The 13,515-nt window shown below is 29.0% G+C and carries 14 protein-coding genes, 1 pseudogene and 1 riboswitch; of the genes and pseudogenes, 1 reads left to right on the top strand and 14 read right to left on the bottom strand.

Features of this window, described 5'->3' with window-relative positions; genetic code table 11:
* Window positions 1-72 precede the first annotated feature (72 nt).
* The 13 genes and pseudogenes from add to ACRC28_RS15620 all read right to left on the bottom strand — a co-directional run bounded on the left by add (window position 73) and on the right by ACRC28_RS15620 (window position 12,179).
* The gene (gene add / locus ACRC28_RS15680; RefSeq protein ID WP_438544379.1) at window positions 73-1,086 is read right to left on the bottom strand and encodes an adenosine deaminase; all 1,014 of its coding nucleotides are present in this window, start codon (window positions 1,084-1,086) and stop codon (window positions 73-75) included.
* Between the two features lie 149 nt (window positions 1,087-1,235).
* A riboswitch (purine riboswitch) is annotated at window positions 1,236-1,335 on the bottom strand.
* Between the two features lie 148 nt (window positions 1,336-1,483).
* Window positions 1,484-2,554: a TDT family transporter gene (locus ACRC28_RS15675; protein ID WP_438544378.1), complete on the bottom strand. Its 1,071-nt coding sequence runs from the start codon at window positions 2,552-2,554 to the stop codon at window positions 1,484-1,486.
* 222 nt (window positions 2,555-2,776) lie between these two features.
* Window positions 2,777-3,553: a hypothetical protein gene (locus ACRC28_RS15670; RefSeq protein WP_438544377.1), complete on the bottom strand. Its 777-nt coding sequence runs from the start codon at window positions 3,551-3,553 to the stop codon at window positions 2,777-2,779.
* A 118-nt stretch (window positions 3,554-3,671) separates the two neighbouring features.
* A complete protein-coding gene (locus ACRC28_RS15665; protein ID WP_438544376.1) occupies window positions 3,672-4,265 on the bottom strand; it encodes a hypothetical protein in 594 nt (197 codons plus the stop codon).
* A 551-nt stretch (window positions 4,266-4,816) separates the two neighbouring features.
* Entirely contained in the window at window positions 4,817-5,584 is a 768-nt protein-coding gene (locus tag ACRC28_RS15660; protein WP_438544375.1) for an EFR1 family ferrodoxin, read from the bottom strand.
* Between the two features lie 73 nt (window positions 5,585-5,657).
* Window positions 5,658-6,026 (bottom strand): nuclear transport factor 2 family protein, encoded by a 369-nt coding sequence (locus ACRC28_RS15655; RefSeq protein WP_438544374.1) that lies wholly within the window; start codon window positions 6,024-6,026, stop codon window positions 5,658-5,660.
* Window positions 6,027-6,054: 28 nt separating this feature from the next.
* Entirely contained in the window at window positions 6,055-6,615 is a 561-nt protein-coding gene (locus ACRC28_RS15650) for a DUF1847 domain-containing protein (RefSeq protein ID WP_438544373.1), read from the bottom strand.
* 38 nt (window positions 6,616-6,653) lie between these two features.
* Window positions 6,654-6,977, bottom strand: a pseudogene (locus ACRC28_RS15645) (isochorismatase family protein); the annotation flags it as partial.
* 140 nt (window positions 6,978-7,117) lie between these two features.
* On the bottom strand, window positions 7,118-8,236 hold the full coding sequence (locus ACRC28_RS15640) for an RNA-guided endonuclease InsQ/TnpB family protein (protein ID WP_438544372.1): 1,119 nt from the start codon (window positions 8,234-8,236) through the stop codon (window positions 7,118-7,120).
* A gap of 70 nt (window positions 8,237-8,306) precedes the next feature.
* On the bottom strand, window positions 8,307-8,486 hold the full coding sequence (locus ACRC28_RS15635) for a hypothetical protein (RefSeq protein ID WP_438544371.1): 180 nt from the start codon (window positions 8,484-8,486) through the stop codon (window positions 8,307-8,309).
* A gap of 136 nt (window positions 8,487-8,622) precedes the next feature.
* A complete protein-coding gene (locus tag ACRC28_RS15630) occupies window positions 8,623-10,506 on the bottom strand; it encodes a PTS fructose transporter subunit IIABC (RefSeq protein WP_438544370.1) in 1,884 nt (627 codons plus the stop codon).
* Between the two features lie 18 nt (window positions 10,507-10,524).
* Window positions 10,525-11,436, bottom strand: coding sequence for a 1-phosphofructokinase (gene pfkB / locus ACRC28_RS15625; protein WP_438544369.1), 912 nt, complete (start codon window positions 11,434-11,436; stop codon window positions 10,525-10,527).
* Window positions 11,436-12,179: a DeoR/GlpR family DNA-binding transcription regulator gene (locus tag ACRC28_RS15620; protein ID WP_438544368.1), complete on the bottom strand. Its 744-nt coding sequence runs from the start codon at window positions 12,177-12,179 to the stop codon at window positions 11,436-11,438. The genes pfkB and ACRC28_RS15620 overlap by 1 nt, the downstream gene beginning before the upstream one ends.
* 304 nt (window positions 12,180-12,483) lie before the next feature.
* Between ACRC28_RS15620 and ACRC28_RS15615 the strand changes: the two genes are divergently transcribed.
* On the top strand, window positions 12,484-12,948 hold the full coding sequence (locus tag ACRC28_RS15615; RefSeq protein WP_438544367.1) for a GreA/GreB family elongation factor: 465 nt from the start codon (window positions 12,484-12,486) through the stop codon (window positions 12,946-12,948).
* 166 nt (window positions 12,949-13,114) lie between these two features.
* Here ACRC28_RS15615 and ACRC28_RS15610 read toward each other — a convergent pair.
* Window positions 13,115-13,515, bottom strand: a 401-nt coding sequence (locus ACRC28_RS15610; RefSeq protein WP_438544366.1) for an acyltransferase family protein, incomplete at its 5' end; no start/stop codon positions are given.

Raw genomic sequence — 13,515 nt, 5'->3', positions numbered from 1 at the left:
GAGTTCAAGGACTATCTATTTTAACATCTCCCCTTTCTCAACTCCTTAAATTCGCCCAAGCGAATTTTTTCCTTAATTTTTCATTCTTAATTTTTCATTCTTAATTCTCAACTCCACTCTCTCTTCTTCGCTACAAAATGCTCCTTCTACTCCATTTCTATAAATCTCATTAAACTCTTCCTCATTAAGTCCCAAAACTTTTTCTCCATTTGAAAATTCATCAGTTAAAATTAAATTAGAAACTGTTCTATTATCAGTACAAAGACACCCCTTTATTCCATCATTCAATAATTTTTTTATAGGATGATTTTCATAATTTTCTATAGCCTTTGTTTGAACATTACTTTTAGGACACATCTCTAAAACTATATTTTTTTCTTTTACAAGATTATACGCCTTTTCATCTTTCATAATTGCAATACCGTGCCCAATTCTTGTAGCCTTTAATTTTTCTATAGCCTCAATTACATTTATGCTATAGCCTGTTTCTCCTGCATGAATAGTAACATTATATCCATAATCTCTTCCAATTTTAAACTCTTCAACAAAATCATCTACAAAGCCTTCATTTTCAGCACCTGCTAAATCTATAGCAACAACACCTTGCCCTATAAATTCTCTTCCCGCCTCAATAACTGGCATTGCATATTTTTTATCCATATGCCTAAGAATCGAAAGAATTAAATTTCCTTTTATATTGAAGTCCTTTTCTCCTCTCTTTACTCCTTTAATAACACTTTTTATAACCTCTTCTAAAGATAAACCTTTTTCAACATGCAAAATTGGAGCAAATCTTATTTCAATATATTTTATATTCTCCTTAGATGCATCCTCCATAAGTTCATAAGCTATTCTCTCTAGATTCTCTTCTCTTTGCATAAGCTTTAAAGGCAATTCAAACTTTTCTAAATACTGGACAAGGCTTCTACAATCTTCAGAAACCATAAGCATTTCTTCAATATCTACTCTGCTTAATCCTTCTAAATCCATCCCCTCTTTTTCCATTAAATCAATAATCGTATCTACTCTAACACTTCCATCTAAATGACAATGTAACTCTATTTTAGGTAATTCTTTTAAATTCATCCTTCTTCTCCTCTTTAATTAATCATATATATTTCAAACTATTATTTTTTTAATTCACCATTTCTACTAAAAACCATACCCCTCTAAAATTCGTGCACTAATTTTAATTTAAAATAAAAAAAATTCCTGATTACAAAGACAACAAGACAAAATAATCTTATTATCTTTGTAATCAAGAATTTAAGGCTCTTGGTAGAAACTCCCTAACCATATTATAGGGATTATACAAAAAAGTTTTTTTATTTTCTTATTAATATAACACAAATTCCAAAAAAATCAACAACTTTTTTGTTAATAGTTAATAGTTAGAAAAACCCAATTGGCTCTGCCAATTGGGTTTTTCTTTCCTTTTAAAATTTGCTTTGCAAATTTTCTCTTAACTCTTACTTCTTAACTCCTATTGAGCTTCCTCTGCAAATACTTCTCCTGCAGTTTCCATTTCTTTTTCAAATTTAGCTTCAACTTCTGGGCTTAATACTTTTACAAACATTTTTAAGAAGTTAAATAATACTTTGAATACTACATAGCTTGTTATAAATATTTCAACATTTCCAAGGAAAGTAAAGAAATGTCCTAAGTTTGCATATCCAAGTCCTACATAGTAAAATCCTAATTTAAAGCTTGCAAGTGTTCCTATAGCAAGTGGGAATGTAAATGTTGCATGTGTTGGTTTGAATCCTTTTTTGAATTCTTGAATAATATAACTATAAACAACTGGTAATAAAAGTAATCCTGTAATTATTAACCACCATAACATAATTGGATTTGGGTTTTTGTATAAAGTAAGCATTCCTACAACTCCAAGTGGTGCTGGTGAACATATAATTCCAATACTAGGAATTTGATGTTCTGCTATTTTTTCTTCTCTAAATACTATATATAAAACAACTGGTAACAATGCTGTATAGAATATAAATCCAAATAATAACATGAATTTAGCAATTGGTTCTACTCCTACAATTCCTTTACTAGCAATTGAACCTGTAATCATTCCTGTGTAAACAATAAATGCTGTTGGTAATATATTTTTGAAATTTCTTTCTTTTATTCTTAAAACTGTATATAAAATTACTATAAAATAATGCCAAACTACACCAGCTAACCATAAAACTGTACAAACTTTTGGTGCAAATGGATACATAAATGCAACTACTAACCATAAAACCATTGCTAAAGTTGGGTAATAAGTTCCAAGTAAAGGATCTTTCATTTCATTATAAAATTTTCTAGGATTTACAATAAACTTCCCAACCATTAAAACTAGCATGCCTATAGCAAGTGCTACTGCTAATGGTTTTACAAATTCAATTCCTCTTATTTTAAAACTATTACTTAAAGTAATAAATGCTAAACAAGTTCCACTAATCCCAATAGGATAATTTTCTAACTTCTTAATATACTTCATCATATTAATCGCCTCTTCTTTCGTATGTTCTTCTGTATAAACTTTTTCTTTTGTTTCATTCATTGCTGCAACCAATCTCTTCTATGTCTTTATTATATTCTCCTTTTAGATATAAGTAAAATATAATTGTTTTATGTATATAATAACTATTTACCTATGTTTAAAGCCTAACTATCACCCTTTTTATAATTGTCTTTGCTATCCTATCAAAACTATATAATTAGTACAAGTTAACTTTTAAGACTAATAAAAATAGCCATAGTCAACTTTTATTACTGACTATGGCTAAAAAATACTTACTCTAACTTTAATATAGTCTCCTATTGCATGAGGAACACTTAATATAATTTCCAATTCATTTTGAGTAAAACATGATTGTACTTCTGGTAAATATTCCGTTACATTATCAGACTTTTTAAGTAATTCCTCTAAATTTTCTAAATCAAATAAATCTGAAGCATTTACTCCTAATGAAGTACATTTACTTACTAATGCCTCTTTAAATTTTTCAATAAATGCCTTATCTATATTAACAATATCACTAAGTTTTATTATTTTTGCTGATTCTAAATTTATATTTAATGTAGATTCAAATTTACTTGGATATGCACTTGATTCTGCTTTTATATTTCCAAAAAAGAAAATAGATATAGCTTTACTATCTTGATACATAATTTTATAATTCAGTTCTGCTAAATCATATAAACTAGAAATCTTATTTATATATTCTTCAACTACCTTATTAGCTTTTTTCTCTGCAAGTACAGGATATTTAAGTTTTTCATTTTTCTCTACAATATTACTTTCATTTATTGTGTTATCTTTATTATTGCTTTTCAAACTTTCTAACTCAGAATCTTTTTCTTCAGCTTTTTGTATATCCGAATTATTTTTATCATCTTTAACTTCCTCATCTTTAGTTTCTTTTTTATTATCTTTCTCCGCTTCTAATAAAGTACTCTCCTTCTCTGATGTCTTTTCCCCTTTATTAGTGCATCCAATAAAACTAACTGTTGCTAAAGCCATAGTCACACAAAGAAAAACTAACCTTACTTTTTTCATAACCTCCACACCTCCTAAATATCTTTCTTTAATTATTTTTTTATCCTTAAAGTTCAATTATACGGTGTTTATTATTTTCTTTCATAAATAATTTTAGCTAATTTTTTAAAACTAAAATTTAGCCATTAATATAATCAAATATCAATACTCCATTTAAAAAACCTAAAACTGTATTTGCTTTATTTTGGTCATTCCTAACCATAACAGTTACATTAATGGAGTGCCCACCTGCTACAAATACGTCTTTAGCACTATTATTAATATCTTTAAAACCACTAATCATACTCTTATAATCAGCATTACTTCCTCCAAGCGTTTTAGCCCCTAAAATAAAACCATCAAATGGCGTAATATCTATTACTATCATTCCTTCTTGTTCGTACACTTTAATCTTTTCAATTACTTCACCCATTTCACGATTGAGTGTTCTCTCAACCTCTGAACAAAGAATTGCTTTGCTAATCTTAGCACCTTTTTTTGATTTTTCTGTTGAAGATTTAACTACTTTTCCATTTTCATCAACAGTTTTTACAATTTTGCTCTCATCTAAAATAATTTCCTTTTTAGGCTCTTCCTTTGCTTTTTCTGTTTCTGTTTCTGTTTTAGTTATTGACTTATCTACTGTAGTAATTGCTTGCTCCTCAAAAAAACTTCCAACTAATCCTATTCCAATTATTATACCAATAATTATTCCTATTCTTTTTGCTTTCATACTTTCCCCCTTCAATCACCTTCATATGTTAAATTTTAACATATGAAGTATAAAAAGTAATGTGAATTGAAAAAGTAACTTCCTTTAATTCATATTATTTTATCTAACCTTTATAATCTGAAGTTAGTTCTGCAAAGTAATAGACCTAATTACTAAATGATATTTATGTCAAAGTATTGTTTGTCTAATAATTAAACGTAAAAAACTCTAACAATAGAAGCTTGAGTCATAATCCAGTATACTTTGAAATAAATTTATTAGTCTTTTTACTTGTTTTAACAAACAATCATTGTATTATATTTCTACACATTAAAAAAAACACCTCTTCCGACCAAGAATAGTTGTGCTTTTTCATTTGATATATTTTATTTAAGTAAATCAATTCAATAGCCCTAAAACTAAAAAAACGTTCTAAGACCTAGCTTAGTGTTAACACGCTAAGCTTTTCTTATTTGCATCTTTATATAAATACAAATCTCTAAATCTTTACTTATATCATATCAAATTTTTATAAAAAATAAACATAAATATTTTTGGAAAATTTCACATATTTATTTTTCATACAAAATTTTCTTTGAATTCTTTTTCTTCCACAATGATAATGCCTTTCTTGTACAATGATGTATACATCTATAACAATTTATGCATTTTTTATAAGTTATTCTAGGAAATCCTTCCCTATCAGCTTCATATGCTTGAACTGGGCAGTTCTTTATACACTTCGAACACTTTATACACTTATCTTTGTGTAAGTATATTTTAAATGAATACATACTTCCTAACAATTTATTTGGATAATTTAATATACTATATAGTTTTATTCTCTGAATATTTCTATTTAGCTGCTTATCTATCATCTCTATAAATTCTTCTGTATCTTTTCTCAATTTTTCATCTAAATTTTTTTGGTCTAAATACCAATACTTTATAGATGGTGTAAGTAGTACACCATCTACTGCCATACATTTATATCCTTTATTTAGGATAGGTATAATATTTTTATCAATACACTTCTTTCCAAATATTCTTAAAGAATTGGCAGAATATAATCCAAATGTAGTAAAAATATATGCTCCTATCGGCTCTTTAAGTTTTTCTAATTTATCTAAAAATACACTTATCATTTTTGCAGGTGCAGAATGTATTGTTGGAAAGCCAATTGCTAAAGCTTTATAATTTTGAAAGCTAAAACCCTTTGGTAATTCTTCTACAGAATATATATCCACACTATACCTTTCAGAAATATTAGTCTTAATTATTTCTGAAACTCTTTTTGTATTTCCTACACCTGAATAATATAACACTAATATCTTTTCCATCACTACCACCTACAAAACATAGATTCATACTCACCTTTTAAAATAGAGTAATATAATCTACTTATTTACATACTCATTTTATTTTCTTCCCAATTTTTTTAGCTAATCTCCATTTAGGTGCTAAACCATCATCCCCAAAATATTCATCTAGCTCTTTAATCTTATTATTCTCTAGTATAAAAAAAGAAATAGCATGACAAGAAATTTCCTCGTTCCAAATCCTAGTTACTGTAATTACTTTGCTATCAATAACATCAATAGTTTCAACCTCTCCATTCCACTCTCCTGGATACTCACAGTTTGCTATAATATACTCATCTAAATTAAATAGCTCATTTGTACAATGCCATCTAATTTTAGCATCCTCACAAAAATATTTTCTTAACCCCTCTTTTTCTTTTAACACTACTTTTTCCCAAAATCCCTTCATTAACTCATCCATCTAATTACACTCCTTACTCTAATTTATTCTAAATACCTTTCAATGGATTATTCCCTAAAACACGATCCTTTACAGCCAAAACAGTTACAGGTGCCTTTGAATACTTGAAAAATAAAGAATCATGTCCTACACATAACCCTAAGATAACATTTAAATCTGTTTTCCTATCATTTAAATATTCTGCTTGAGCTATTGGATTACACATAGGTACTTCACAATCCTCTATCCCTATTAATTCTCTGTCTACTGCTCCTACCTTGCAAATAATTGCTTCAACCTGTAGGCCATTTTGTCTAAAGATTTTTTCTACCACAGATGCTTCTTTTTGTAATCCAATGCAAAAAGCTAATCCAATATTTTTATATTCACATCTCTTTGCAAAGTCTATAATCTCTACAATCCTTGTCTTTTCACCATAATTCTCCATAACTATCTCTGCCGATATTTGAGCAATTTTATAGTTTTCTTCTTCTAAATAAACTTTCTCAATTTCTTGTCCATCATTTAAACTTGGACAATTCTTAGGTGCTCTTTCTAAATTATTTTTATTGCATGCATGAACATTGCAACTTGAACAAGTATATCTCATCTAACCTCTCCTACTTATATATATTTTTTTAATATGCCTTACAAACTTTCTTTTATCAAATTTAATGTATCTTCCATAGAAATACATTTTGCATATCTATTTGGCCACATATATTCATTGTAATATTTATGACTTTTCTCCCCACTTAAAAACTCATTGTCAACAGTTGAATTAGCATCTATTGGTACTATCATATTAAATCCATGTTCAAATCCACTTTTTACAGTAGCATCAATACATTTATCGGTTTGAAGTCCTACAATAATTATATCTTTCTCATTTCTTTCTCTTAAATATTCTAAAAGACCCGTTTCTTTAAAGGAACTATTTACACTTTTCACAAAAATCTTTTCATTTTCTAAGGCGTCAACTCCCCCCCACTTTAGAAGTGGGAGCTTGCAACTCTACTACACGAAGTGCGAACGCTTATTGTTTAAGCTCCTTCCTCAAACATAGGCTACCATAGGGTGGTTGACAACACCCCTATCTAACTAAGATATACTTAATTAGTTTCCTTTATGGAATTATGATGATGGTACTCTATTCCCATTTGTCTAAGATTTAATGCACCAACCCTATCGTCATTAGACTTATAACTACAAGAAATACAAGTAAATGTATGAGTCTTTTTATCTCTATTATCTTTATGGGTATAGCCGCACTTAGGACATTTTTGGCTTGTGAATTTGGGATTAACATCAATTACTTTAATTCCACTCATTAGTCCTTTATACTCTATAAACTGTCTTAGTTGAGCAAATGCCCAACTCATACGATAATAGCGATAATTATGGTGTATCTTAGTATTTATATTAATATTAGTTAAATCTTCTAAAACAATTAGACTATCTTTTTTAGCAAAACCTATAAGTGCCTTACTAACACAATGATTAACATTGGTTTGATAACGGTTTTCTTTTCCCGAAAGCTTTTTAAGTTTTCTTTTAGCAGATTTTGTTCCTAAAGATTGCAAGTCTTTTCTTTGTTTTAAGAATTTAGCTTTTTTAGAGATTATTTGTTTTCCATTTATAAATAAATGATTATTATTAGAGTCGGTCGCAGTTAATAAAAATCGCATACCTAAATCAACACCAATAACATTAGATATATTATTAGGTTCTTGGATTTCTTTTTTTACAGAAATATGTAAATAAAATTTACCTTTCTTATAAACTAAAGTTCCAGTTCCAAACTCGTAAGAGCCATCAAAATAATGCTCTAATCCTTTTGTTGTGTAAGGTAATTTAATTCTTTTATTAACTGTACCAATACTAATTAATCCATTAGATAAAAATGAATAATCTCTATTATAGGAATATTGTAATTTAGATTTTTTGTATAAGGCTAAAGTGTTTTCTTTATTAGTTTTCATACTTGCATAAGTACCTGCTACTACTGAACAAACGTTACAAGCCATTTGTGATTTTAAATTATAATTTTCTCTAAGTTCTTTATAAACAATATTTTGTAATTTCTTCATAGAAGATAGTAAATTATTGTCATAAGCTACTTTAGAAGTATAATTTAATGCAGATTTAATGCAGTTCATAGTTTCTATAAGTTGTGTTTTTTGTTCTTCATTTGGTAGTAGTTTAACTTTAGCAGTAACAACAAATTCCATTTTACAATTCTCCTTTCATATTTCAGTACATTAATATTATATTACAATTTACTGAAATATATACAAGAGATTAATGGCAATTCCTCCCCCACCTATTAACATTGATTTGGAGGAATCTTTGCCAAATATGTTGAATATTATTTTCTCTAGACTTTTCTATCAAAGCTTCAATATTACTAACAAATCCTTCAAAATTATAAAGCTTCTCATTCACCAATAACTTTTGCGTATCTACAACTAATAAAACCATATTCCCCTCCCAAACCGTTTTACCATATTTTAGCATAAATAGTTTGCTTATTCAAAAAACAGGTTGGTAAAACCAACCTGTCCATAATCTTTCATCCAAAATTCTTTATTTTTCATTATTAATTAGCAATTATCACCTAATTTGCTTTTTTCTTAACAAATCCCATTATTAAAGCTGCTGCTATAGTTCCTACTACTACTGCTACTAAGTAAAGTAATGGATTTCCTTCAACTATTGGGAATACGAAGATTCCTCCATGTGGTGCTGGTAATCCTATTTTGAAGAACATTGAAAGTCCTCCTGCTATTGCTGAACCTACAACACATGCTGGTATTACTCTAATTGGGTCAGCTGCTGCAAATGGTATTGCACCTTCTGTTATAAATGATGCTCCTAAAACATAGTTTGTTTTTCCTGCATTTCTTTCCTCTTGAGTAAATTTGTTTTTAAAGATTGTTGATGCTAATGCTGTTGCAAGTGGTGGAACCATTCCTCCAGCCATAACTGCTGCCATTGGGAAGAAGTTTCCTGATGCAAGCATTGCTACTGCAAATGTGTAAGCTGTTTTGTTTATTGGACCACCCATATCAATAGCCATCATTCCACCTAAGAATACTCCAAGTAACATTAAGTTAGTAGTTCCCATTCCCATTAAGAAACCTTCAACGCTAACCATTATCCAAGCTACTGGTCCTACAACTACTGTAAACATTATTGCTCCAGTGAAGAAGATACCTAGTAATGGGTAAATAAGCATTGGTTTTAATCCATCAAGTGATTGTGGTATAAAGTTAAATATTTTCTTTAATGCTAAGATAATATATCCACCTAAAAATCCTGCAATAAGTCCTCCTAAGAACCCTGCTCCTTGGTTAGCTGCAATAAGTCCTCCTACCATAGCTGGTGCAAATCCTGGTCTGTCTGCAATACTCATTCCTATGAATCCTGCAAGAACTGGAACCATTAGTCCAAAGGCATTTCCTCCACCTATCTCTTTTAACATTGCTGCAAATCTATTAAATTCTATACTTGCAGGGTCTGCTGAATTTATTCCAAACATAAATGATATTGCTATAAGTATTCCTCCACCTATTACAAATGGTAACATGTTAGATACTCCACTCATAAGGTGCTTGTAGAATCCTGTCTTTTCATTTTTATTAGTTTTATTTGAAGAACCATTATCAGTATATACTGGTGCATTTCCTGAAAGTGCTTCATTTATAAGTTCTTCTGGTCTTTTCATAGCTTGTACCACTGGTACAATAACTACTTTTTTACCATTGAATCTAGCCATTTCAACTTGTTTATCAGCTGCTACTATTATTCCATCAGCCTTAGCGATTTCTTCAGCTGTTAATCCATTTTTAACTCCTGTAGAACCATTAGTTTCTACCTTTATATCATAACCTAAAGTTTCTGCTGTCTTCTTTAAAGAATCTGCTGCCATATAAGTATGTGCTATTCCTGTTGGGCAAGCTGTTACTGCTAGTATAAGCTTCTTTGAAGTCTCATCTGCTTTCTTTGTAACTACTTCCTCTGATGGCTTTTCTTCTTCTTTTTCACCATCTTCAAATTTATCTATAACTGCAAGCACCGCGTCTGGTGTCTTACTAGCTAAAAGCTCTTTTTTAAATTCTTCATTCATTAATAATACTGCAAGCTTTGAAAGAGTTTCTAAATGCTCATTATTAGCTCCTTCAGGTGCTGCAATCATAAATATAAGATTAACTGGTGCATCATCTAGTGCTTCAAACTCTATTTCTTTTTCTAAAAGACCCATTGCAAGGGATGCTTTTTTAACTGCTTTAGTTTTAGCATGTGGAATTCCTACTCCATCTCCAATTCCTGTTGATGAACTATTTTCTCTTTTCCATATTTCTTCTTCATAAAGCTTTCTGTCTTCTAGTCTTCCTGCCTTATCTAAAACATCAACCATCTTAGATAATGCGTCTTTTTTATTTTCTACGTTTAAATTTAGGGCTATTGTTTCTTTACTTAGTAAATCTGATATTCTCATCTTTAGTCCTCCATTATCTTATATTTTTTCTATATTTATTTCTTTTAATAACTTTTCTATATCATTCTTAGTACAAAGGTCTAATGAAAAAGCACTTGCACTTCCTGTAGCTATCCCATATTTAAAGCTTTCTAATATATCCCCTGTTTTGCTGAAGGTTCCTACAAATCCTCCAACAAGAGAATCCCCTGCTCCAACTGAGTTTTGTACAACTCCCTTAGGTGCATTTCCTTTAAACACTCCATCTTCACAAATAAGAATTGCGCCTTCTCCACCTCTTGAAATAATTACATTTCTTGCTCCAAGGCTATAAAGTTTTTTTCCATATTCTATAACATCTTCTGTTCCATTTAACTTAATATTAAATATCTCTTCTATTTCCTTATCATTTGGCTTTATTAAGAATGGTTTTCTTTTTAAAGCTTCTAATAAAGCTTGTCCTGAAGTATCAACTACAACACATACATTTTTTTCTTTAAGCATATCTTGAATTTTTAAATATAAATCTTCTGGAAGTGATTTTTGAATGCTTCCTGCAAGTATTAAATAGTCTCCTTCGTTTAAAGCATTTAGTCTATCTAATAAAGCTTGTACATTTTCTTCACTTATATCAGGTCCTGCACCGTTTATTTCACTTTCTTCATCTGATTTTATTTTTACATTTATTCTGTTATCCCCATTAACTTTAATAAAATCAGTTTTTATATTTAACTCTGTAAGGCTTTCTTCAATAAATCTTCCTGTAAATCCGCCTATATAACCAAGTGCTGTATTTTCTATATTTAACTCACTTAAAATTCTTGAAACATTTATTCCCTTTCCCCCTGGGAATTTTATTTCATTAAAACTTCTATTCACTTCACCGATTTTTAAATCTTTAACGTTTACAATGTAGTCAATAGAAGGATTTAGTGTTAATGTATATATCATTATTTAGCCCTCCTTATTTCTGTTAAATCTTTTATTTTTTCTATATCTGCATTTTTATCTGTTATAATAATTCCTTCATTTAATTCTGCAAATTTAACTAATGTGCTTTTATTTAATTTTGAATTGTCTGCTAAAATAAATACCTGTTTTGAAAGCTCCTTTGAAAGCTTCTTTATGCTTGCTTCTTCTCCATCTGGCGTTGTGAAACCAAACTTTTCATCCACTCCGTTAGCTCCTAAAAATGCTTTATCAAAGTTAAACTTTTTTAAGAATTCTAAGGCATCTCCCCCTATAATTGCCTTAGTTTTCATTTTTACTTTTCCGCCTACCATATAGCATGGAATATTATATTTTATAAGCTCCCCTATATGATCTATTCCCGTAGTTATTACAAAAATATTTTTCCCCTTTAGAAAAGGTATCATTTCAAAAGTTGTTGTTCCAGCATCTAAGAAAATTGAATCCCCATCACAAACTTCCTTTGCTGCATACTCTGAAATTTTTCTTTTGTCCCCTATGTTCTTTGATAACTTTTCAGTATAAGATAACTCTTCTTCTTTAGTATCTAGCCTTTTAGCTCCCCCATGAACTCTTATTAAAAGTCCTTCTTTTTCTAAATAAGCTAAATCTCTTCTTATAGTGGATTCAGATGCTTTAGTTTCTTCAAGTATTTCAGAAACTTTTATTAACTCATTATTTTCTAACATTTCTAAAATTGTTAAATGTGTTTTCTTTTTTATCATGAATACCACCCCTTCGTTCATCTTATGTCTTAATTGTAAATGATTAATGACTACTTGTCAATCATTTTCAGTCAAATTCAATCATTTTTTTATTTTCTATGACCGTTTCAGTCATTTCTTTATTTTAAGCAATAAAAAAACACTATAAATATGACTTGATTCAGGTAGATCTTTAACTCACCCTGAATCTTTAGATTAATTTATTTTAAACCTTCCATGATATATGTAGTTTTAATCATAATTTATTTTTCTTTTATTATAAATAGTATATAATGTTATAAGAAAACTATTTGGAGGTTTATTTATGCATAATAGATTAACTAGAGAAAATATAAAACAATTACAAGATGAACTTGATTATAGAATGAGTGTAACGAGAGCTGAAATTGCTAAAGAAAAGCTTGTAGCTGCAGCTCATGGTGATAGATCAGAAAACGCTGAATATAAGGAAGCTTGTGCAAACTATCGTGAAAATGATAATAAAATCCAATATATTATGACAATGCTTGCAACTGCTATCATTATTGAGGATGATGAATTGGATAAATCAACTTTAGGCATTAATAGCAAGGCAAAGATTAAATTTGTTGATGATGACTTTGAAGATGTTGTTACTCTTGTAACTACTATGGATTTAGATCCTGAAAATATGAAAATAAGTATTGAATCTGATTTAGGAAAAGCTTTAGCTGGAAAAAAAGTTGGAGATATTGTTACCGTAGAAGCTCCTGGAGATAATTATACAGTAGAAGTTTTAGAAATTCTTTAAAAGAAGTTTTAAAACTTCTTTTTTTTATTATTTTTAATACCTATCGGTTACTTATTTTTCTTCTTAGGTCTTTTAATGTTATTAGTAAAATTTATTACATACTTATTTTAAAATTTACTTCACTATAAAAAGCAATAAAAGTTTAAACTTCTATTGCTTTTATACATTAAAATATTATTTTTCTTATCTTTTCTACTTTATAAAGCAACATACAAATTCCTAATGATATTATAAAGCTCCCTGTAGATATAATTAAAACTCCAAGTATTGCATTTTCTATTGCTAGAATATTTCCTAAGATTAATACAATCATAAAATGTAGTCCATATATTCCAAAAGTATATTTTGCTATTTTAGTTAAAATTCCTTCCTCTATCTTTATATTACAGAAGAATGTATATAAGCTTATACTTCCAATTAATACTGGTGGATTTAGGCTTGTATGAAAATACATAAATAGTGGATTTCCTAATTCTTTAAAGTATATTGATAATCCACTTCCAACTACTAAAGAAAGGATAAATAAAATCAAAAATGGTGTACTATTCTTAATTTTTATATCCTTTA

This window comes from Clostridium sp. (genome assembly GCF_051650885.1).
Taxonomy (GTDB): domain Bacteria; phylum Bacillota; class Clostridia; order Clostridiales; family Clostridiaceae; genus Clostridium.
Note: the sequence above shows the minus strand (reverse complement) of the source record. Positions and strands in the feature narration are given on the sequence as shown.